At 38.2% G+C, this 21,707-nt stretch carries 20 protein-coding genes; 11 read left to right on the top strand and 9 right to left on the bottom strand.

Translation table 11 applies throughout. The features are described 5' to 3' along the window. The first annotated feature begins 20 nt into the window (after window positions 1-20). Both uvrB and ABD909_RS03765 read left to right on the top strand, forming a co-directional pair. A complete protein-coding gene (gene uvrB, locus ABD909_RS03760) occupies window positions 21-2,342 on the top strand; it encodes an excinuclease ABC subunit UvrB (protein WP_345096625.1) in 2,322 nt (773 codons plus the stop codon). Window positions 2,343-3,077: 735 nt separating this feature from the next. Then, entirely contained in the window at window positions 3,078-3,800 is a 723-nt protein-coding gene (locus ABD909_RS03765) for a BA14K family protein (RefSeq protein WP_345096626.1), read from the top strand. A gap of 64 nt (window positions 3,801-3,864) precedes the next feature. Here the strand turns inward: ABD909_RS03765 and ABD909_RS03770 are convergent, their stop codons facing one another. Further along, entirely contained in the window at window positions 3,865-4,515 is a 651-nt protein-coding gene (locus ABD909_RS03770) for an MBL fold metallo-hydrolase (RefSeq protein ID WP_345096627.1), read from the bottom strand. Window positions 4,516-4,660: 145 nt separating this feature from the next. On the opposite strand from ABD909_RS03770, the gene ABD909_RS03775 reads away from it, so the two are divergent. Further along, a complete protein-coding gene (locus ABD909_RS03775) occupies window positions 4,661-5,365 on the top strand; it encodes a response regulator (RefSeq protein ID WP_345096628.1) in 705 nt (234 codons plus the stop codon). Window positions 5,366-5,373: 8 nt separating this feature from the next. Then, window positions 5,374-6,714: an ATP-binding protein gene (locus ABD909_RS03780; RefSeq protein WP_345096629.1), complete on the top strand. Its 1,341-nt coding sequence runs from the start codon at window positions 5,374-5,376 to the stop codon at window positions 6,712-6,714. A gap of 50 nt (window positions 6,715-6,764) precedes the next feature. Here the strand turns inward: ABD909_RS03780 and ABD909_RS03785 are convergent, their stop codons facing one another. Together ABD909_RS03785 and ABD909_RS03790 are read right to left on the bottom strand one after the other, a co-directional pair. After that, window positions 6,765-7,265 carry a type III secretion system chaperone family protein gene (locus ABD909_RS03785; RefSeq protein ID WP_345096631.1) on the bottom strand — a complete coding sequence of 167 codons (501 nt, stop codon included), beginning with the start codon at window positions 7,263-7,265 and terminating at the stop codon, window positions 6,765-6,767. 362 nt (window positions 7,266-7,627) lie between these two features. After that, window positions 7,628-7,891, bottom strand: a complete 264-nt coding sequence (locus ABD909_RS03790) for an accessory factor UbiK family protein (RefSeq protein ID WP_345096632.1) — start codon at window positions 7,889-7,891, stop codon at window positions 7,628-7,630. Window positions 7,892-8,160: 269 nt separating this feature from the next. Here ABD909_RS03790 and lgt point away from each other — a divergent pair, with 269 nt between their 5' ends. The 4 genes from lgt (at window position 8,161) to ABD909_RS03810 (ending at window position 12,347) form a co-directional block, all read left to right on the top strand. Then, window positions 8,161-9,039 carry a prolipoprotein diacylglyceryl transferase gene (lgt, locus tag ABD909_RS03795; RefSeq protein WP_345096633.1) on the top strand — a complete coding sequence of 293 codons (879 nt, stop codon included), beginning with the start codon at window positions 8,161-8,163 and terminating at the stop codon, window positions 9,037-9,039. After that, complete coding sequence (locus ABD909_RS03800; RefSeq protein WP_345096634.1) at window positions 9,014-10,093, top strand: class I SAM-dependent methyltransferase; 1,080 nt, start codon at window positions 9,014-9,016, stop codon at window positions 10,091-10,093. The genes lgt and ABD909_RS03800 overlap by 26 nt, the downstream gene beginning before the upstream one ends. An 80-nt stretch (window positions 10,094-10,173) precedes the next feature. Continuing rightward, window positions 10,174-10,953 (top strand): peptidoglycan editing factor PgeF, encoded by a 780-nt coding sequence (gene pgeF / locus ABD909_RS03805; RefSeq protein WP_345096636.1) that lies wholly within the window; start codon window positions 10,174-10,176, stop codon window positions 10,951-10,953. A gap of 461 nt (window positions 10,954-11,414) precedes the next feature. Beyond that, entirely contained in the window at window positions 11,415-12,347 is a 933-nt protein-coding gene (locus ABD909_RS03810; RefSeq protein ID WP_345096637.1) for a ribose-phosphate pyrophosphokinase, read from the top strand. Here ABD909_RS03810 and ABD909_RS03815 read toward each other — a convergent pair. Continuing rightward, window positions 12,344-13,843, bottom strand: coding sequence for a helicase HerA domain-containing protein (locus ABD909_RS03815; protein WP_345096639.1), 1,500 nt, complete (start codon window positions 13,841-13,843; stop codon window positions 12,344-12,346). The two genes, ABD909_RS03810 and ABD909_RS03815, sit on opposite strands and share 4 nt — an antisense overlap. A gap of 281 nt (window positions 13,844-14,124) precedes the next feature. On the opposite strand from ABD909_RS03815, the gene ABD909_RS03820 reads away from it, so the two are divergent. Together ABD909_RS03820 and pth are read left to right on the top strand one after the other, a co-directional pair. Further along, entirely contained in the window at window positions 14,125-14,751 is a 627-nt protein-coding gene (locus ABD909_RS03820) for a 50S ribosomal protein L25/general stress protein Ctc (RefSeq protein WP_345096641.1), read from the top strand. 81 nt (window positions 14,752-14,832) lie between these two features. Next, on the top strand, window positions 14,833-15,411 hold the full coding sequence (pth, locus tag ABD909_RS03825) for an aminoacyl-tRNA hydrolase (protein ID WP_345096642.1): 579 nt from the start codon (window positions 14,833-14,835) through the stop codon (window positions 15,409-15,411). Window positions 15,412-15,706: 295 nt separating this feature from the next. On the opposite strand, the gene ABD909_RS03830 is transcribed toward pth, so the two are convergent. Further along, window positions 15,707-16,450 (bottom strand): L,D-transpeptidase, encoded by a 744-nt coding sequence (locus ABD909_RS03830; protein ID WP_345096643.1) that lies wholly within the window; start codon window positions 16,448-16,450, stop codon window positions 15,707-15,709. A gap of 261 nt (window positions 16,451-16,711) precedes the next feature. On the opposite strand from ABD909_RS03830, the gene ychF reads away from it, so the two are divergent. Next, window positions 16,712-17,815, top strand: a complete 1,104-nt coding sequence (gene ychF, locus ABD909_RS03835; RefSeq protein ID WP_345096644.1) for a redox-regulated ATPase YchF — start codon at window positions 16,712-16,714, stop codon at window positions 17,813-17,815. Between the two features lie 347 nt (window positions 17,816-18,162). Here ychF and ABD909_RS03840 read toward each other — a convergent pair whose 3' ends face one another. The 4 genes from ABD909_RS03840 to petA form a co-directional block, all read right to left on the bottom strand. Further along, the gene (locus ABD909_RS03840; protein ID WP_345096645.1) at window positions 18,163-18,603 is read right to left on the bottom strand and encodes a PRC-barrel domain-containing protein; all 441 of its coding nucleotides are present in this window, start codon (window positions 18,601-18,603) and stop codon (window positions 18,163-18,165) included. 117 nt (window positions 18,604-18,720) lie between these two features. Next, a complete protein-coding gene (locus ABD909_RS03845) occupies window positions 18,721-19,599 on the bottom strand; it encodes a cytochrome c1 (RefSeq protein WP_345096646.1) in 879 nt (292 codons plus the stop codon). Further along, window positions 19,593-20,849, bottom strand: a complete 1,257-nt coding sequence (locus tag ABD909_RS03850; RefSeq protein ID WP_345096647.1) for a cytochrome b — start codon at window positions 20,847-20,849, stop codon at window positions 19,593-19,595. Before ABD909_RS03850 ends, ABD909_RS03845 begins: the two co-directional genes overlap by 7 nt. Before the next feature lie 4 nt (window positions 20,850-20,853). Beyond that, window positions 20,854-21,402, bottom strand: a complete 549-nt coding sequence (gene petA / locus ABD909_RS03855; RefSeq protein ID WP_425547933.1) for a ubiquinol-cytochrome c reductase iron-sulfur subunit — start codon at window positions 21,400-21,402, stop codon at window positions 20,854-20,856. Between the last annotated feature and the right edge of the window lie 305 nt (window positions 21,403-21,707).

Consider the following 21,707-nt stretch of genomic DNA (forward strand, 5'->3'; position numbering starts at 1 on the left):
TTCTGTAAAAGGATGTAATAATGAAAAATGGTGTCACAGCAACAGTAGAAGCTCTTTCTGCTCTGATTGCCTCAGGAAATCCCCTTTTTAAGAATGGCGTATTATGGACACCTCACCGCCCTATTCGTCCTGAAAAATCAGAAGGTGGGATTCCCTTTCAACTTGAAACTTCCTTTGAAGCTGCAGGAGATCAACCTCAAGCAATAAAAACTCTCGTTGAGGGGATTGAAAAAAATGAACGTACACAAGTGCTTTTGGGTGTTACCGGATCAGGAAAAACCTATACGATGGCTAAAATCATTGAAAAAACACAACGCCCAGCACTCATTTTAGCACCGAACAAAACACTTGCCGCACAACTTTATGGAGAATTTAAAAGTTTTTTTCCTCATAATGCCGTTGAATATTTTGTTTCTTATTACGACTATTATCAACCAGAAGCCTATGTTGCACGCTCTGACACTTATATCGAAAAAGAATCTTCTATTAATGAGCAAATAGACCGTATGCGCCATGCTGCCACACGCGCTGTCTTAGAGCGTGATGACGTTATTATTGTCGCATCTGTATCTTGTATCTATGGGATTGGCTCAGTAGAAACTTATACAGCCATGACCTTGCAAATAAAAGAAGGAGACAAACTCAATCAACGACAATTCTTAGCTGATTTAGTTTCTCAACATTATTATCGACAAGATATAAATTTTATTCGCGGCTCTTTTCGTGTCCGAGGAGACACAATAGAAGTTTATCCTGCCCATCTTGAAGATCGTGCTTGGCGACTTTCGCTCTTTGGCGATGAAGTAGAAACAATTACTGAATTTGATCCTCTCACTGGTCAAAAAACAAGCAACCTGAAATCCATTAAAATTTATGCCAATTCGCACTATGTGATACCGCGTCCAACATTAAATCAAGCTATGAAAGCGATTAAAATGGAACTGGTTCAACGCCTCGAGGAGTTGAATGCAGCCGGACGTCTTTTAGAGGCACAACGTTTAGAACAGCGTACAATGTTTGATTTAGAAATGTTAGAAACGACTGGTTCCTGCGCTGGAATCGAAAATTATTCACGCTACCTGACAGGACGAAAACCTGGTGAACCACCCCCAACTTTGTTCGAATATATTCCAAACGATGCTCTGGTGTTTATCGATGAAAGCCATGTCACGATTCCTCAAATTGGTGGCATGTATCGAGGTGACTTTAGAAGAAAAGCAACCCTAGCAGAATATGGATTTCGTCTGCCCTCTTGTATGGATAACCGCCCCTTACGCTTTGAAGAATGGGATGCCATGCGTCCACAAACCATTGCTGTTTCCGCAACACCTGGACGCTGGGAAATAGAACAATCTCAAGGCGTTTTTGCTGAACAAATCATTCGCCCAACAGGGCTTGTTGATCCACCAACACAGGTGCGTCCAGCCTCCAACCAAGTCGATGATGTGGTAAATGAAATTCGTAAAACAATTCAAAAAGGCTACCGTACTTTAGTAACTGTGCTAACCAAGCGTATGGCTGAAGATTTGACAGAATATCTCCACGAACAAGCTATTCGGGTACGCTATATGCATTCTGATATTGATACATTAGAGCGTATTGAAATTCTTCGCGATCTGCGGCTTGGCACCTTTGATGTTCTCATCGGCATCAACTTGCTTCGAGAAGGCTTAGACATTCCAGAATGTGGTTTTGTTGCCATTCTAGATGCCGACAAAGAGGGCTTTTTGCGCTCAGAAACCTCACTCGTGCAAACAATTGGACGTGCTGCACGCAATGTAGATGGTCACGTAATTCTTTACGCAGATACCATGACTGGCTCTATAGAACGAGCTCTGCAAGAAACACAAAGACGTCGACAAAAACAAATAGCCTATAATGAAAAATATCATATTACGCCAACCAGTATCAAAAAAAATATCGATGATATTCTCAATACAGGGAATGAAAAACAACATACTCCTAAAAATATTCCTGATTTTATCAGACAAAATAATATGGTTGGCAAAAATTTGACAATCCATATTCAATCTCTGGAAAAATCAATGCGTGCAGCTGCTGCTGATCTCAACTTTGAAGAAGCTGCACGACTTCGTGATGAGATCAAACAGCTCCAAAAAATAGAACTCACAATCGCGGATGATCCCTTCCCAGATCACCGTGAACAACCTAGTCATGAACCTATGATACAACCAAATCTTTTCTCGAAGCCAGATCTTGATCACATGGGGCCAACAATAGACACTGGTATTTTAAAAAATCAAAAGAGCAAAAACAGATTTTACCAAAACACTCTTAAAACGACAACAAAAAACACAAGAAAAATTCTGCCCAACCAATAATCTAAAACTTTCACAAAATATTATCCTTCTAAAATTTTGATAAGATGACAGGAAAAAGTACCATTCCGTCAAATGAATACCCTAAACATCAACACCGCTACAATTAAAGAAATAAACAATATGAGAAAACTTTTTTCATTATCTTTTCAAAAAATCCAGCTGTTTTAAATATCTAGCAAATGTGAAAAATCCATAAAACGACTTAAAAACATTTCTCAACTCTAACCAATAACAAACGCAAAGGATATATCTTTACTCTCCACCCTACATAGATAGTGTATGTAGAACATCAAGCTCAATTTTTACCATCAGCCTCTTATAAAGCCATTAAATAAAACAATATTCTTTATAAGTCATGAAAATAAAAACAGAATTTATCATACCAGTATAAATCTCTAATAGTGAAGAGTCGTATCTCTCATTCATGTTACTATCGCCACTTTTTAAAATCTTATAATATAAAAAAGGATAAAAATATTATTTTTACATAAAATTTTATTGCCATAACCAAAATGAATAACAATTAACACGATCTTATAAATTAAGCTAAACAAAGTATATTGTTTTAAGCAAATTTTTGTCATGATTTTATGCCACAATTTTATGGTTTATACTCAACCAAATATTTTTTTATGCGTTTTATCAAAATAAAGTCCAAAATCATTCAGATTGCATTCAGTTTAACACATGTAGAATGGGAGAAAATGCGAATTTACTTATACAAGGAGCATCACTATGAAAAAAATGATTAAATTAGGGATATTATCAGCAGTATCAATAGCAACAATTTTAGCACCATTAGATACAACGCTTGCAGATATAAAATTGAGCTATGGTGAAGATATTGTCACGAAAACAATGAAGGATATGGAAAAAAGAATCGATAATCAAATGAGAAGTACAGAAAGAAGAATAAATAATCAAACGAAGAATATGGATAGCAAATTCTCTTCTCATTTTGATTCTTTTCATTCTTCTGATCATCGTCCCTACCATCATGTAGACCGTAAAAAGCGTGAGCAGAAACATCATCATGTTGAACGCAAAACATATCGTCGTGTCGAGCACAAAACAATAACGCACCGCCATATATATGAGCATAATGTGAATCGTAACAACTCGGGAGACGCTTTAGCAGCAGGTATTATTGGTCTTGCTGCCGGTGCAGTTCTTGGCAATGTTTTAAAACAACCAAAACAACCACAAATTGTGTACCAAGCTGTACCACAAAACCAAATAATATACCAAGAAGTGCCACAAGTTGTGTACCAACAAGTCCCGCAAAATCAAATTATTTATGAAGCTCAGTCAACAACAGTATATCAGCCACTCCACCAACCATGGACCCGTAATTGGCTTCAATATTGCCAGAAAAGGTATCGTTCATTCAACCCAAGAACAGGGACTTTTCGAGGCTATGATGGCTTAGATCACTTTTGTTATGCCCCAGTAAATTAGCTTCTACGACATTCTACTGAAGAAGTTTTAAATAACCGAAAAGACATTTTAAGTGTCTTTTCGGTTATGTATTGAGCTCTTGAAGGAAAGGATTCCACTGACGCTCATAACCTAACTGACTTCCTGGTCCATGTCCACAGATGAAACGAACATCATCACCTAAAGGCAAAACTTTTTCTCGAAGTGATCTCATCAATTCCTTATTTGAACAAAAGGGAAAATCCGTACGTCCGATAGAACCACGAAACAACACATCACCCAATAAAGCAAAACGTTGTTTTTCATTAAAATAAATAACATGCCCAGGAGAATGCCCTGGTGTGTGAAAAACATTGAATACATGTCCAGCAAAATGAACGCTATCGCCATCTTCTAACCACTGATCAGGAACACAAATACATGCATCAGTAATGCCATAGTTTTTTGCACTCTCAACCACTGTATCCATCACTGGTTTATCATGAGGATGTGAACCAATAATTTGAACATCAAGGGCTTCTTTAGCTTGCATTGCAGCACCCACATGATCAAAATGTCCATGTGTTATCCAAATAGCTTCAACGGTAACATCTATCTTTTGGATTTCTGCTTGAATTTGAGGCCAATCCCCTCCAGGATCAACGAGAACTCCTACTTTTTGTTCATTATCAAAAAGCAAAGTGCAATTTTGTTGAAAAACCGTAACGGGAATAATATGTGCACTAAAATGACTCATGACAGTTCTTTTCAAAGTAAAATCTTCTACGCCTATAAAGGAGTATTTTCTGCTTTATAGGGTAAAATAGCCTGCTCGACAGCTTTATGCAACTTATGTAAACTTGAATTTTATAAAAATGAAATTTTTGTCAAGGTTTTTAAAAATGACCAATCATATTCAAGCTTTGTGTGACGATGCACCTCATCTTCTTGTGATTGATGACGACACCCGTATTCGCAATCTTTTATTTCAATTTCTCATGAAAAATGGATTTCGTGTTTCCGTTTCGGCGAATGCTGATGAAGCAAAACGACAACTTGCAAGTTTAGAATTTGATCTTCTTATAGTTGACATCATGATGCCTGGACAAAACGGTTTTGATCTCACCAGCTCACTTCGCAAAACACGAAACGTTCCCATCCTCATGTTGACAGCTTTATCAGAAATAGACAATCGAATCCACGGCTTAGAAGCAGGTGCAGATGACTATCTTGCCAAGCCATTTGACCCTCGTGAACTTCTCCTTCGCATTAACGCTATTTTACGACGTGGTTTTCCATTAAATCAACCTAAAATTGAACAAGTTGTTTTTGGACCATATATTTTTTCCATTCCCCAGCGCGAACTCAAAAAAGGAGGAGAAAGTATTAAGTTAACAGATAGCGAACAAAAAATGATGGTTATTTTTGCCGAGAATGTCGGTGATATCATTCCCCGCCATAAATTTGCCATGGATGATAAAATCATCAGCGAACGTGCTATTGATGTACAAATTAACCGTCTTCGCCGTAAAATTGAAAAAAACCCAACACTCCCTATATGGCTCCAAACCGTACGAGGAATAGGTTATAAACTTTCAATTGAATAAGCAATAATATGATCAAATCCTCAAAAAAATTTATTCAATGGTTAACAAAGCAAATGCCTAAACGGCTTTATGCACGTTCTTTGATCATCATTATAGCTCCCATGGTCCTGTTGCAAACAGTGATTGCTTACACCTTTATGGAACGCCACTGGCAAATGGTAACTGAACGTCTTTCCACCGCTGTGGTTCATGATATTTCAGCGATTATTGACATCATTGAAACATATCCCCAACAAGATAATTATGAAGATATCAAGCGTATTGCACAACAACGTATGGGATTAAACATTGCTATTCTCCCCCCTGCCCTTCTTCCTCCTTTAGGCCCTAAACCATTTTTTGCAATTCTTGATTATTTTCTCAGTGAAGAAATTACCCGCCAAATTAATCGCCCCTTCTGGATTGATACAGTAGGCGATTCTGATCTTGTTGAAATCCGCATTCACCTTGGTCACGCTATCTTACGCGTCTTTGCACCACGCAGCCAAGCCTACGCCTCCAATACTGCGATTTTTTTAAGCTGGATGGTGGGAACCGCTCTTGTTTTATTACTGATAGCAATTTACTTCCTGCGCGATCAAATCAAACCAATTCAACAATTGGCTGAAGCAGCAGAAAGTTTTGGACGCGGACGTCCTTTACCAGAAGGATTTCAACCACAAGGAGCGGATGAAGTCTGCCGTGCTGGTATTGCTTTTTTACGCATGCGTGAAAGAATTGAACGCCAAATCGAACAACGTACCATGATGCTCTCAGGTGTAAGCCATGATTTAAGAACAATTCTTACACGTTTTAAACTCCAATTAGCATTAGCAAATACGGACTTTGATATTAAACCGCTTGAACAAGATATTAGCGATATGCAAAATATGTTAGAAGATTATCTTGCTTTTGCCCGTGGTGAGGGGAGTGAAAGTGTTAAAACCTTTGATCTCAATGCTCTTATGCAAAAATTCTCTACAGATGCCGACCTTAACAAACGCCAATTTTCCTACACCATTGAAGGTCCTACACAAATACAAGTACGCCCACGTGCCTTTACACGTCTCGTCAATAATCTTGTATTAAATGCATTTTGTTATGCTAAAACTATTCAACTAACAGCCATATCCCAACAAGAATCTTTTATATTGACGATTGACGATGACGGACCTGGCATTCATAAAAATATGCGTACAGAAGTCTTTAAACCATTCTTTAGACTTGACAAAGCACGCAATCAAGATGCAAGCGGAACAGGACTTGGCCTTTCTATTGCCCAAGATATAGCACATAGCCACGGAGGCAACATTCAATTAGATGATAGCCCTCTAGGAGGCTTGCGTGCTATTATTGATATCCCTCTATAAACAAGACTTCATAACGCGTCTTTTAAAAAGACACAACGAATTTTGCAAATTCAAGCATTTCCTACAGTTTCAAACAAAGTATATTGCAGTGCCTTATAAGCACTTTCCCCACGCCAAGCGACCATTTGAAATGCAACATAATGACTTTCACAAACTTTTAGCGCGTGTACCAACAACGTTTCAACTTGTATATGAGATGGATGCGCTCCGCCAGCCAAAAGAAGCCCTTGCCTATAAATAATAGAATTATTTCCTTGCCAATAATCAAAATGTCCCAGCAACAATTTTTCATTAATTGCCAGCAACAAGCGATGCACTTCTGCCGTTCGAGCATTTTCAATAGAAAGATCAAATGCACAAGCTAAATGAAGCGCTTCCTGCTCTTCCATCCATGAAAAAGCAAGACGATAATTTGCTCGTTTCCCTTCTACACAAACACGAATCTCATCTTGTGCATCGCGCTCAAACGACCAGTCATACTTACAAGCAATCTGTTCAATAAAATCAACAGGGTGCTCTTCTCTTTCTGTGGCGCAAAATGCAAGCCTCATTATAATCCTCAATCATCTTAAAATGTTATCAACAGAATATAAACCACCTCAACTGTAACAACATTTTGCTACAATCAAAGCTTTTACACTAAACAAGTACACATATAAAAACAATAGTACATATAGTACCCAGAATACAATCATGCCCTCTCAGGCAACTTGATAATCATAAAACGAATCATCAAGTTTTTTTCAGTGTATTGATACAATTTCACAGCACCAGCCCCTCACTTAAAATAAAGTGTTTTTTCTACAAAAAACAAATCAAAAATAAAAGAACATTTCGCTCTAACAGACTCAAGACTAAGCATTTTTTAGTTACACGCATGCTATTGAAAAATTGGGGATATTTTTTATAGAAATTATTTTACTTGTTTCGTGTCTGTGTTTTTTTCCAAATCATCAAAGCGCTTTTTAAAATCCGCATTGTCAGCACGCGCTTTTAGCACCATCTCTTTAAAGGCTTCAAATTCTTCGCGTGAAACAAGATCAAGTTTATTTGCTATCTTTTCAGCCTGCAAACGAAAAGCTGTTCCAGCTTCACGTCGTATACTTTGAGCAAACTCAGCAGCATCCGTTGCTAATTTTGCCAATTCATCAAGAATACGGTTTGATCCATTACGCATAACGTTTTTTCCTTAAGTTTTAATTATTGACACACGCATTATAGCGTATTTTCATAACATTTAGATACTGTATTTGTTCCTTTTATCCCATAGATTTTACCTTCAATCATACAAATTCTGCCATACAGATTTCGTTTTAAGTCCTTTACACTCTTTTTACCATCATAAAGTTTTAGCATGAGAATCCAGTGGAAAGCGACCACCCTCCCCGCTTGACCATTGTGCATTCATCTGTCATTTCTGACTAGTAATCTTATAGAATGTAACTCATGAACAATCTTATCTGTCCAGCCATTGCTTTTCCATCTTTTATTAACCCGGTAATTGTCCGTTTAGGTCCCTTATCTCTACATTGGTACGGACTTGGTTATGTAATAGGCATTCTTTTTGCTTGGTGGTATGCACAGAAACTCTTAAAAAAACAATCTCTATGGTATGCAAATCACCCTCCCATGGATAAGGAAAAAATAGGGGATTTTGTTGTTTGGTCTGCTATCAGTGTTGTTGTTGGTGGCCGTTTAGGGCAAGTGCTTGTATGGGATCCTCTTTATTACTTTATCCATCCAAGTGCTATCATCGCAGTATGGGATGGAGGGATGTCTTTTCATGGCGGTCTCATTGGTATTATCATTGCAATGATTTTGTTCGCCCGTAAAAATAACATCAACATACGCGCAATGTTTGATATTATTGCAGCTGGTGCTCCTATCGGTATTGGCATTGTCCGGATCTGCAATTTCATCAATCAAGAGTTATGGGGCAACGTTACCACACAACCTTGGGCTGTTTGTTTTCCCCTAGATCCTCATTATTTACCGCGCCATCCAAGCCAACTTTACGAAGCATTTATGGAAGGATTTCTTCTCTTCATCATTCTTTTCATTGTTATTTTTGTTTTCAAAGCATTAAAGCGCCGCGGAATTGTGTCCGGAATATTTATTATAGGCTATGCAATAGCACGCAGCACCTCAGAAGTTTACCGAGCTCCTCAAGAAGATCCAGAATGGTTCTCTACTCTTTTTCATTCCACAGGCTTCACCTATGGCATGGCGTTATCTCTTCCCATGCTTCTTTTGGGATTTTATCTCCTCCTCCAAGCATATAAAGACAAATCTACCAAAAATGGCATCCCTCAAAGAAAAAATTAAAGGAATCATCGCATCTCATGGGCCCATTACTGTCAGCCAATATATGACATTAGCGCTCACAGACCCTCAATTTGGCTATTATCAAACACAAACACCCTTTGGGCGTGCTGGTGATTTCATAACAGCACCTGAAGTAAGCCAATTATTTGGAGAAATAATTGGCATTTGGCTTCTTGCAAATTGGCAAGCCCATGATTGCCCTACCCCTTTTATTCTCGCTGAAATAGGACCAGGACGTGGAACTTTGATGAATGATATTTTGCGCACCATACAAAAATTATCCACAACAGCATTTAATGTTGCTGAAATTTTTCTTATTGAAATAAGTGAAAAGCTCGCAAAAGAACAAAAAAAAAATCTTGCCTCTTATCAGAAACAAATCCATAGCATTAAAAACTTTGATCAACTCCCTGCAAAACCTCTCTTTTGCATTGCAAATGAATTTTTAGATACCCTCCCCATAAACCAATATATTAAAATTGATGGAGAATGGAGAGAACGCCTCATCACAACCAATCAAGATGGAAATTTCACATTTGTTGCAGACTCGCGTAAACTTCCCTCTTCTTGTCTACAATCCTATTGTTCTGAAGCCCCTAATGGAACAATTTTTGAACACGCACCCTCACGCCATCAATTCATGCAACAAATCAGTAACCACTTAATCCAAGTGAAAGGTTCGGCTTTGCTTATTGATTATGGTGCTTGTGCTCTTACCTTTGGTGATACACTTCAAGCGCTCTCAAGACATAAATTCCGTGATATTTTTGATGCTCCAGGTCAACATGATTTAACATCCCATGTTGATTTTTCCTTTTTAAAGAATATAGCCCTTGAACAAGGCTGTTTTGTTGAAATTTTAGAACAAGGAGACTTTCTTTTAAAAATGGGGCTGCTAGAACGCGCAAAACAGCTTGGAGCAGACAAAAATGTGACAATACAAAATAAAATCCGCCAAGATATCAAGCGCTTAGCTAGCCCAGATCAAATGGGAAAATTATTTAAAGTTTTGCATGTGAGTAATAAAAATATATCTATACCTCCTAGACTTTGATAACCGTAAATATTGACAAATACGCGCAATCTCACCCACCATTCTTCCTTTGAAAATAACTATCCCTATAAGGAATTTGTATGAATCTCGTCTCTCCCCCTATTCTTGCCAAAGCGCTTTCTTCCTTACACGGAATAAAACATGGTTTTTTCACACGCCAAGAAAGTGTTTCAAAAGGACATTCTCAAAGTCTTCATATTGACCAAAATTTAGAAAACTCACCTGAACAAATCGCACAAAATCGCATTTTGATTGCCGATTATTTTGCTGTTAAGGTGCAAAATTTCGTCACTGTCAATCAAATACATTCTTCTGACGTTATCGTAGTAGATCAAGATTTTATTGATGAACCTCCCAAAGCAGATGCTCTTGTTACCACTACAGCAGGACTTATCATCGGTATTCTTACAGCAGATTGTGGACCAATTTTATTTGCTGATCCACAAGCAGGTGTTATTGCCGCTGCTCATGCTGGCTGGCGAGGTAGCTTAAAAGGAATTGTAGAAAAAACGATTACTGTTATGGAAAAGCAAGGAGCAAAAAGACAATCAATAACAGCAGTTCTTGGCCCTTGTATTGGTCCTTGTCACTACGAAGTCACAGACGAATTTTACAATCAATTTATTGATTGCCATAGCAAATTTCAGAAATATTTTTCAAGAACAGATAAAATAAATCATTTTCACTTTAACCTGTGGGCATTCATTCTCGATCAACTAAAAGAAGCTAGCGTTAATGCTTCTTGTTTGGAACTTTGCACCTATCAAGATGAACAACGTTTCTTTTCCTATCGTCGTGCTATACACCGCAATGAACCTGACGATGGGCGACAATTTTCTGCTATTATGCTGAATAAATAATACGAGTAATACGAGTCTCTTACCTAAAGAAAACAGCAAAACGACAAAACAAAATTTCTGTTCTCAATAAAACAACACGCACTTTCAAATACTGTGCTTTTTATAAAAAATGTTTTTTTCACAGATAAAATATGGAACATTTGGCTATTCTTTTTTCCAAGATTCACTTATGCGGGATGAGCTTAAGAAAAGTTCTTTTAACATAAACTATACTTTAACTATACTTTATTCCTTATACAGAAAACAATACGTACATTGTTTTATAGAGTAAGAGAAAAAAGTTTAATTACTATATTTCTTTATCCCATAGTCAAAAAACTGAGCTCTCAAAACAACAAAATATAAAGCTCTTTAACAATAAAAGAGAAAATTGTAATACTTTTATAATTGTTTCCTTGCAATCTTATAATAAGAAGTTAAAACCTTACCATACCCTACCGTTCTGACACAGAGGTCCTACTATGAAGCTTTTCTGCGGCAATTCTAATCCACGCCTTGCTGAAGATGTTACAAATTATTTAAATATTCCCTTAGGCAAAGCAACTGTAAAACGCTTTGCTGATCAAGAAATTTTCGTAGAATTACATGAAAATGTACGTGGACAAGATGTCTTTGTTTTGCAATCTACATCCTATCCGGCCAATGATCATTTAATGGAATTGCTCATTATGATTGATGCGCTTCGCCGCTCTTCAGCGCGCCGTATCACAGCCGTTATACCTTATTTTGGTTATGCCCGCCAAGATCGTAAACCTGGACCACGTACCCCCATTTCCGCAAAGCTTGTTGCTAACTTGATTACTGAAGCAGGGGCCCACCGTGTTTTAACATTGGATCTTCATGCCGGACAGATTCAAGGCTTTTTTGATATTCCCACGGATAATCTCTATGCTGTCCCGGTTATTTCTCGAGATGTCAAAGTGCATTACCCCCTTGAAAATGTTATTGTTGTTTCACCTGATGTCGGTGGTGTGGTACGCGCTCGCTCGCTCGCCAAGCGCTTAAATAGTTTGCTGGCTATTGTTGATAAACGTCGCGAACGCCCTGGTGAATCAGAGGTTATGAATATCATTGGAGATGTTTCTGGAAAAGACTGTCTTTTGCTTGATGATATTGTTGATTCAGGTGGAACACTATGCAATGCAGCAAGTGCTCTCCTGAAACACGGTGCCAATAGTGTCACAGCTTACATCACACATGGCGTTCTTTCTGGAAATGCTATTGAACGTATTACTAACTCGGAGATGAAAGAATTGGTTATTACAGATTCAATTATGCCAACAGAAGAAATTGAAAAAGCGCATAATATTCGTGTTTTACCAATTGCCGACCTGATTGGCGAAGCAATCGCCAGAACAGCGGCAGAACAATCTGTCTCAAGCTTATTTGGTTAAACGGGTTGCTTAGGATCTCCTGGAGCTGTTTCCACACCAAGATCAGGGAAAGCTATAATGCGTTGACCATTAAGATGTGTATGGATAATAATAAAACCGCGCTCTTCAAAATAGCTTAAGAGTCGGCGTGCACGACTTAGCGAATGGGTTCCATAAAGACACGCCAAAAATGCATCCGATGGGCAAGGTTTTCCCCTTAAAGCGGCCTGTGCAACATTTAAAAAAACACCTTGAACATCATCTTCTAGACTTTCTGATAGTTGTAAAAGGCATTTCCAATTTTCACTCACAGCGGTTTGTTCATCAACACAAGCTTGAGTAACAGCCAATTTACGTCGAAATTGTGATAAGTTCAAAGGATCTCCTGAAAGACCATGAATACGGCAACGCACCAAGAAATCTTGATAGAGTACCGCTGTAGAAGGATAAAAAGCCTCAGGATCATCAAGAATTTCCCGAATAATACACTCTACTTGGCGATCACGCTCAACAACAGAAAGTTCAGGAAATAAGCTCGGGTTTTCTTGCAATAATTCTTGTTTTTTGTGCACAGCCTCTTCTAACATCTCATGAATTGATTTTTCTCGCACCGGTTCTCGTGATTGTTTAAATGGAATTAAAATTTCCTCGGGTGCAGCGGTAAAAACAAGCTCTTTTGCATCCACTCGCTCTGTTGGCAGAGGCATTAATTTGGGACTAGAAGAACGTGCCAATGTTTCAACGGGACCAATGATAATCCGCAAAGAACGCCTTGATAAAGCGGGTCCTAAAGCTATAAAATGTCCTCGCTCAAGGTCCCTAAACATTTCTGCTTGGCGACGCTCCATTCCTAACAAATCAGCAGCACGCACCATATCAATATCTAAAAAAGTCCGCCCCATTAAAAAATTTGATGCTTCAGCAGCAACATTTTTGGCAAGCTTAGCCAAACGCTGTGTCGCGATAACACCGGCAAGACCACGCTTGCGTCCTCGACACATAAGATTTGTCATAGCACTAAGAGAAATTTTACGTGCTTCATCAGACACTTCTCCCGCCGCTGCTGGAGCAAACAATTGTGCTTCATCAACCACCACAAGCATGGGATACCAATAATCACGTTCCACATCGAACAATGCGCCAAGAAAGGCACCCACAGCACGCATCTGTTGTTCCGTATCCAAGCCCTCAAGATTGAACACCACCGAAACTCTATGTTGGCGAATTCGGTGAGCAATACGCGTCAATTCTAGTTTGCTGCGTTGAGCCTCAACAATAACATGACCAAATTTATCTGCCAAAGTGACAAAATCGCCCTCTGGATCAATCACACAATGTTGTACCCATGAAACACTTTGCTCAAGAAGACGTCGAAGAAGATGTGACTTTCCTGAACCAGAGTTGCCCTGCACAAGAAGACGTGTTGCCAATAATTCTTCCAAATCAATACATGCTAATACGGATTTACGCAAAGCATTACATTCTGCCATCTCACCCAAGGCGATCTCAACCTTCATAACATCTCCACTATCCAATTTTGAATATCTTGGCTCTTAATTCTTCTCCAAATAAACTATGCTTGTAACATTTCCTCTTTTTCAACGATAGAAATCATCGATTTTTCCCACAACTCTTGCATCTGTGAAAAGTTTGAATTATAGAAAAAGTCTCTGCGTAGACACCCTTGGAGGCAACGCAGAATGGAGCAATCGCTGCTTATCAGCGCATATCTTCATATTCATACAAAAACTGTTGTTGGTTTTTTATGAATCTCCAATCATATAAAAGGACTTAAATTATGAGCAAAAGCTACACTCTTAAGGCCGAAATTCGCGAGCGGGTTGGTAAGGGGTCCTCCCGTGAACTTCGCCGCAACGGTCTCATACCTGCTGTCATTTATGGTGAAAAACAACCACCTTTGGCAATCACAGTTCCCTATAAAGAAATTTTTTATAAAATTCACGCTGGTGGTTTTCGTACCACCGTTGCAACGATTACAATTGGTAAAGAAAAAATCATGGTTCTCCCAAAAGATTACCAATTAGATCCTGTGCGTGATTTCCCCTTACATGTAGATTTTCTCCGTATTTCAGCGAAATCCGTTGTGGAAGTAAATATCCCTGTACACTTTCTCAATGAAGATACAGCTCCTGGTCTTAAAAAAGGCGGCGTTCTCAATATTGTTCGCCACGAAATTGAATGTACCGCTCCAGCAAATGCTATCCCTGAAGCGATTAAGATTGATCTCTCCAGCTACTCTATTGGTGATTCTATCCATATTTCGGCGGTGCAACTACCAAAAGATGTAATACCGGTCATTCAGGATCGAGATTTTACCATTGCAACCATTGCAGCTCCTGCTGGTATGGATGTCAGTGATGAAACTTCCGAACAAGAGAATGATGAAAACAACGAAAAAAATTGATAAATCTCAGCAGGCGGGAATTTTCCCCGCCTTAACTTGTTGAGGCATTTACGAACCTCTCACACTTTACTGAAGATGCACATGTGGCTTATTGCTGGTCTTGGCAATCCTGGTTTACAATACCAAAACAACCGTCATAATATCGGTTTCATGGCTATTGACGCTATTTATCAGTTCTTGTCTTTTTCTCCATGGTCGAAAAAATTTAAAGCCGAAATCTCCAATGGTCTCATAAATGGTGAAAAAGCTTTTCTGATAAAACCGCAAACTTTTATGAATCTCTCTGGCCAAGCCATTGGCGAAGCCTTGCGATTTTATAAATTAGATGTGAAAAATTTGATTATTATTTATGATGAATTAGACTTACCTCCAGGAGAAGTTCGTGTAAAAATCGGGGGCGGGAATAATGGGCATAATGGTGTAAAATCTATTGATGCCCATTGCGGTATTGACTACTACCGTGTGCGTTTAGGAATTGGGCGCCCACATTCCAAAGAGCTCGTTCACCAACATGTTTTAGGAAATTTTACAAAATCTGATCAAGAATGGTTACCTGTTCTTTTACAGACAATTGCAAAAAACATTGCTCTCCTTATAAAAAATGATAAAAGCCTCTTTATAAATGAAATCTCACAAACAATGAGGAACAAAAATCTATAATAGCAACTCTTTATCCTTAAAACAAAATAAATTAAATTCTTCTGTAAATCTTTTGCATAATCCCCCCGACTCTTTTTTAAGGAACATGCACAAAAAGCAAAGTAAAAATTACCAAAGGAAGTAAGCCAAACTTACCCTCTTTAGCATTTAAAAAAGTCTACTTGGATTAAAAATTATCTTTATGGTCCACACTTGATTATTAACTTAAAGCTTTAGAAGCCCTCCTATGATTTTGCAACACCACTACCTGCAAACCAACAGGAGCATGACCCATAAAGATTTAATTACATTTTAATTAAAACAATTTATTGGAGTAAATGGTGGACTCTAGTGGATCATAAACATTGGATTGTTGACTTAACATACGAGGTGCACTTGCATTGTTTTGCAGCACCACCACACGTGAACCAATAGGAACACGATCATAAAGATCAATAATATCTTGATTCAGCAAACGAATACAGCCACTTGAAATAGCACGACCAATCGACCATGATTCATGCGAACCATGAATGCGGAAGAGCGTATCCTGGCCATTTTTGAAAAGATAAAGTGCGCGCGCTCCCAATGGATTATCAGCTCCAGGCGGCATTCCTTTACCCAAATGGCCATAACGTTCTGGTTCTCTGGCCATCATTGCCGCTGTAGGGACCCAACTTGGCCATCGGCGCTTGCGCTGTATAATTCCCTCACCCTCAAATGCTAGCCCCTCCTTACCAACTCCAATACCGTAACGCAAAGCGCTTCCATTTTCACCAATAAGATAAAGAAAACATTCCTGCGTATCTATAACCAACGTTCCAGGTGAATAAGATGTATAATACATCACTCTTTGACGCCAAAATTTTGGATCAATTGTCGAAAGATCAATAGCAGGCAAAAAATAAGGTTCATTTGTTACAGGACCATACAAGGCCTGCATTTCTGCTGGAATATGTCGAACTTGTTGAGAAGCAACAGACAACATATCTGACTGGCGTGTAGCACATCCAACCAAAGCCAAAGGTGCTGCAATTAAAAAGGCACGACGAGATAACACTCTTCTATTTTCTCCGATTAATTCTTTATGCAGATTTGCATACTATGAAAAACTTAGCACATTGTTAACGTTAATTTGAAATTCCCTTACCGTAAAGATAAAAAACTTTTCAAACTTGACAGAAAAGGAACAAATCATTTTCCCAACATAGTTTTTTTCTTCTCTACAGCAACAGAAGACTATCACTCTTCTCAAGATATGTTATAAAAACGCTAAAAAAGCGTTATCTTAATCATTAAATCAATAGAAAAGCAGAGAATCATGGGTTTTAAATGCGGTATTGTGGGATTACCTAATGTTGGTAAATCTACCCTTTTTAATGCATTAACAAAAACAGCTACAGCTCAAGCTGCTAATTATCCTTTTTGTACAATTGAGCCTAATACCGGTGAAGTCGCTGTTCCAGATTTGCGGATGGAGAAAATTGCCTCCATCGCTGGCTCAAAAGAAATCATTCCTGCACGCATCAGTTTTGTTGATATTGCTGGGCTTGTGCGTGGCGCTTCAAAAGGTGAAGGTTTAGGCAATAAATTTTTAGCCAACATCCGTGAAGTTGATGCCATTGTTCATGTTTTACGTTGTTTTCAAGATGACGATATTACCCATGTAGAAGGACGCATTGATCCCATTTCTGATGCCACAACTGTTGATACAGAACTTATGCTTGCTGATCTTGAAAGCTTGGAGCGGCGTATCGTACAAATCCGTAAGCGTGCAACTGGAAAAGACAAAGAAGCTCTTTCAATTCTGCCCATCATGGAAGCAGCATTAAATTTACTGCAGAACGGAAATCCTGTTCGATTATTGCTTAAAGATATCTCTTCCGATGAACGTCGCACTCTTGAAAATTTAAATCTTCTCACTTCCAAACCCGTCCTTTATGTATGCAATGTAAGTGAAAATGATGCTGCCCACGGAAATAGCTTTACCCAAACAGTCGAAAAAATGGCAACAGAGCAAAACGCTCAAAATATTATCATTTCTGCTTCTATCGAAGCTGAAATCACGCAACTTAATGATGCGGAAGCTTTAGAATATCTTAATGCCTTAGAGCTCTTTGAACCAAGTCTAAATCGCCTCATTCGTGCTGGTTACTCTTTGCTGGACCTCATTACTTATTTCACCTGTGGTCCTAAGGAAACAAGAGCATGGACAATCATACGTGGCACAAAAGCTCCCCAAGCAGCTGGTGTTATCCATTCAGATTTTGAACGTGGTTTCATTCGTGCCCAAACCATAAGCTACGAGGATTATATAGCCTTAGGGGGAGAAAACAGCGCAAAAGAGGCAGGCAAAGCCCGCGATGAAGGTAAAGAATACATTGTACAAGATGGCGATATCATATTGTTTAAACATAATACTTGATATTCGCTCTCTCTTGATATTTTATACCTTTTAAGCAAATAATAGAAAGGATAGGGTTTACAAACATCCCTCTATAAAGTTTTAAGAATTAAATTTCTGTTTGAGGTATTTTTTAGCTGCACGAAATCTATAGAGCATTTTTTTCAAACAAATTGAAATCATTCGTTTTTTTGATTTTATCAAAATCATTAAGATTTAACCTCAATTTTTTTGTGATCTTAAAAAACGAAAACAGTTTTTTGCCTAAAAATTTTTGTGAAACTTCCCTTAAATCTTCTGTATAAAAACAGCGCCATCATATATTATGATAGCAACTGTTCTCTTTATTCAAGAATAGAAATACGAAATTAGCGTGCCCAATATCCTTCATATTTAAATGTTGGAGCTTCCCTTAAAGAATCCTTTGTCGCATTCGTAATAAGCTTCCACTTACCATAATCATTTGTCATCTGAATTGTTTCTGGAGAAACAACCACATAACTCTCCCCTATACCAAGGAAACCACCAACAGCAACAACAAACCCAGCAATGTTATTTTCACGCAAGATAATATCTTTTACTTCACCAATATTTTCATTTTCTATATTGTAGACATTTGCCCCAATAAGACTTGAAGCAACAAAATCCGTTGCTAAAGGTGTAACATAACGCGTAGACATATCTGACCCAACCTGAACAATACCTGTTGAAGAAATCATTTCATTTTTAGAAGGCACTTCTAAAGACTGAGCATAAGTACTAAAAGCCATAAAAACTGACATAAGAGCAGTATAGACAATTTTCTTCATTTTAATATCTCCATTTTTACTTTGCTTTTACTTTATAAAGTGTCAATGCATCATAATCAGAATTGTTCCCTACACTCTTTATACTCTCCCAAAACCAGTGCCTTTAACTTTTTTCTTTTAGTCTTTTGCGTTTTTCTCCAATTTCTCTTCCAAACCACGCCAGATATGGGCTTTTAAAATATAAACAAGCCCTCCAAAAAAGATTAAAAATAGAATAACACGAAAACCGGTTTTTTTACGAATTTCCATATGAGGATCAGCAGCCCACATCAAAAAAGCAGCAACATCGCGCGCATAATGTTCAACAGTCTCAGGAGTCCCATCTTCATAAGACACCACACCATCACTCAAAGGAGGCGCCATAGTTAAAGAATTACCGGCAATAAAATAAGGATTATACCAAAAACCATCAGCAATCTCTGTGTTCTCTGGTGCTTCCTGATATCCTGTTAAAAGAGCAGTAATATAATCTGGACCAGCAGTATTATAATGAGTCAACACATCAGTAATAACAGCAGGAAACGGCAAAGATACAACACGCGCACGTGCCATTAATGATAAATCTGGAGGATAAGCACCATTAAGAACAAATCTTTCTTTTTCTTCATAAGCAAAGGGAGAAGGAAAATAATCTGTTGCAACCCCCGCACGTTTAAACAACTGACCTTCTCTATTCGGACCATCGCGTACTTCATATTGCGCCGCCAAAGCCTTAATCTGTTCTTGATCATAGCCTAGAGCTTTTAAATCACGAAAGGCTACATATTTTAACCCGTGGCAACGAGAACAAACCTGTTTATAAACCTTTAATCCACGCCGCAATTGTGCTTTATCATAAAGTCCAAATGGCCCAGAAAAACTCCACTCCTGTTTTTTAGGAATATGCAAGGGAAAAGAAACAGACTCTTCCTTTTTGTCAGAAATACTACTAGCGGCACTGTGAAAAGAAAAGCTTAGCACAACTATAAAAATCAATTTGATAAAAGCATTTACCATAATTTATTTTTTTTCTGTTTCATATCTTCAGTAATTGAAGAAGGCAAAGGACGAATTTTTTCAAAAATAGGCAGGATAGGCAAGACAATCAGAAAAAATATAAAATAATAAGCTGTAGCCAATTGCGTCGATAAAAGAATGCTATCATTGATTTCTCTTGAACCAAGATAGCCAAGAAAAACAACGTCAGCAATGAATATCCAAAAGAAAATTTTATAAATAGGCCGATATCTTGCAGAACATATTTTAGATCGATCTAACCATGGCACAAAAATCAAAATAAAAACAGAACCAACTAAGAGAACAACTCCTAAAAAAGTGGATGATAAAGCTCCAATATTAAAAGTTATAGCACGCAGCATCGCATAAAAAGGCAAAAAGTACCATTCTGGTACCACACGAAGAGGTGCTTTTAAAGGATCAGCAACGGTATAATTTTCAGCCTGTCCCATATAATCAGGCATATAAAACAAAAACCACGCAAAAAAGATGAGAAAAACAGTAATGGCAAAAATATCTTTGATAAGTGCATAAGGTGCAAAAGGAACAGTTTCTTCATCCAATTGTATTGTAAGACCAGTTGGATTGCCCTGCCCAACTTGGTGGATTGCGAAGATATGAATCCCCACGAAAAAAAGTAAAACAAATGACAACAAATAATGAAAAACATAAAAACGATTCAAAGTTGGTTGTCCAACACTATAACCACCAAGCAGTGTTTCATGCAGCCAAGCCCCTGCCAAAGGAATTGCTTTCAAAAGACCAGCAATCACCGAAGCCGCAGAGACAGACATCATGCCCCAAACCAGCACATAACCAAAAAATGCTATTGCCATCATAAGTATATAAATAAACACGCCCGTAACCCAAACCATTTCGCGCATATTTTTATAAGAACCATAATAAAGTCCGCGCGCAAAATGAATATAAACAGCAATAAAAAAGAACGACGATCCAACACAATGCCATGGACGAAAGAGCCAACCAAACTGGCCTTCACGCCTAAATCGTTCACCTGTTTCAAAAGCCAAATGAACATCTGGCACATAATGCAGTGACAAGACAATACCAGTCAAAAGCTGCGACAAAAGCATAACGGTCAAAATGCCACCAAATGTATAAAAATAATTAAGATTACGCGGCACAGGAAAAATAACAAATGCATTGTAAAAAAAACGGGGAAGAGGTAGACGCTGATCAAACCAACGAGCAAGAGCACTTTTTGGAAAATAGGGAGGAAATTTTGCCATTACTTTATCCTATTTTCAGCAAAGTATCAGAGAGGAATTGATAAGGTGGAATGGCAAGATTATAGTTAGCAGGTCCTGAGCGCACTCTTCCAGCTGTATCATAAACAGATCCATGACACGGACACAACCACCCACCAAATTTCCCTGATTGGCTAAGTGTTACACAACCCAAATGTGTACAAAGATTAATGATAATAAGCCAATTCTCACGGCCTTTTCCTGCTGAACGAGCAAAATCGGTTGCTTCTTCTTCACCTGCAAGATTAGGATTACGTGCCTGACGATCTCTAAGGAGACTCAATTTGGTAGCGCACGCTTCAGCAATTTCTTTTGCGGTACGGTTACGAATAACAACAGGCTGTCCCCGCCACTTAACAGTTATCGACATTCCCTCTTCAATACCAGAAAGATCAACCTCTACAGAAGAAGCTGCCAAAACAGCCTCATCTGGACGCAACTGACGGATAAAAGGCCATGCCACAATCCCCATCCCAACAGCCCCTGTCACACCTGTCACTAAAAACAGAAAATCCCGCCTCGTCTGTTCACTCATTATCTTAACTAAAGAGCTCATTCATTAGAATAATTTTTACCATATCATCTCTTATGACACAATCCCCGATCATTCAAATCCCTAAACCATAAAACTTCTTATCATTTGGACTTGTTCTTTTCTTAAATCTTATCTCAACTGAAAACAATATCATAATCCAATTTTCAAACTCCTTTATAATATAGCATTTTGCTCGAATAATGTGCTTATAGCTATAATCTCTATGCAATTTTTTTTGACTAAACTAAACGACTTAATCCTTATCAACATTCACAATAGGAAAAAGCGTATTGCATGCAATATGA

The sequence above is a fragment of the Bartonella acomydis genome, assembly GCF_039543025.1.
Lineage (GTDB): Bacteria > Pseudomonadota > Alphaproteobacteria > Rhizobiales > Rhizobiaceae > Bartonella > Bartonella acomydis.

Bases quoted from the DNA above. Each gene is read 5' to 3' on its own strand.
- ABD909_RS03780 (WP_345096629.1), top strand. From the start codon at position 5,374: ATGATCAAATCCTCAAAAAAATTTATTCAATGGTTAACAAAGCAAATG.
- ABD909_RS03790 (WP_345096632.1), bottom strand. From the start codon at position 7,891: ATGCGTAATGGATCAAACCGTATTCTTGATGAATTGGCAAAATTAGCA.
- lgt (WP_345096633.1), top strand. From the start codon at position 8,161: ATGAACAATCTTATCTGTCCAGCCATTGCTTTTCCATCTTTTATTAAC.
- ABD909_RS03800 (WP_345096634.1), top strand. From the start codon at position 9,014: ATGGCATCCCTCAAAGAAAAAATTAAAGGAATCATCGCATCTCATGGG.
- ABD909_RS03815 (WP_345096639.1), bottom strand. From the start codon at position 13,843: ATGAAGGTTGAGATCGCCTTGGGTGAGATGGCAGAATGTAATGCTTTG.
- ABD909_RS03820 (WP_345096641.1), top strand. From the start codon at position 14,125: ATGAGCAAAAGCTACACTCTTAAGGCCGAAATTCGCGAGCGGGTTGGT.
- ABD909_RS03810 (WP_345096637.1), top strand. From the start codon at position 11,415: ATGAAGCTTTTCTGCGGCAATTCTAATCCACGCCTTGCTGAAGATGTT.
- ABD909_RS03770 (WP_345096627.1), bottom strand. From the start codon at position 4,515: ATGAGTCATTTTAGTGCACATATTATTCCCGTTACGGTTTTTCAACAA.
- pgeF (WP_345096636.1), top strand. From the start codon at position 10,174: ATGAATCTCGTCTCTCCCCCTATTCTTGCCAAAGCGCTTTCTTCCTTA.
- ABD909_RS03845 (WP_345096646.1), bottom strand. From the start codon at position 19,599: ATGGTAAATGCTTTTATCAAATTGATTTTTATAGTTGTGCTAAGCTTT.
- ABD909_RS03840 (WP_345096645.1), bottom strand. From the start codon at position 18,603: ATGAAGAAAATTGTCTATACTGCTCTTATGTCAGTTTTTATGGCTTTT.
- ABD909_RS03850 (WP_345096647.1), bottom strand. From the start codon at position 20,849: ATGGCAAAATTTCCTCCCTATTTTCCAAAAAGTGCTCTTGCTCGTTGG.
- petA (WP_425547933.1), bottom strand. From the start codon at position 21,402: ATGAGTGAACAGACGAGGCGGGATTTTCTGTTTTTAGTGACAGGTGTG.
- uvrB (WP_345096625.1), top strand. From the start codon at position 21: ATGAAAAATGGTGTCACAGCAACAGTAGAAGCTCTTTCTGCTCTGATT.
- pth (WP_345096642.1), top strand. From the start codon at position 14,833: ATGTGGCTTATTGCTGGTCTTGGCAATCCTGGTTTACAATACCAAAAC.
- ychF (WP_345096644.1), top strand. From the start codon at position 16,712: ATGGGTTTTAAATGCGGTATTGTGGGATTACCTAATGTTGGTAAATCT.
- ABD909_RS03765 (WP_345096626.1), top strand. From the start codon at position 3,078: ATGAAAAAAATGATTAAATTAGGGATATTATCAGCAGTATCAATAGCA.
- ABD909_RS03775 (WP_345096628.1), top strand. From the start codon at position 4,661: ATGACCAATCATATTCAAGCTTTGTGTGACGATGCACCTCATCTTCTT.
- ABD909_RS03785 (WP_345096631.1), bottom strand. From the start codon at position 7,265: ATGAGGCTTGCATTTTGCGCCACAGAAAGAGAAGAGCACCCTGTTGAT.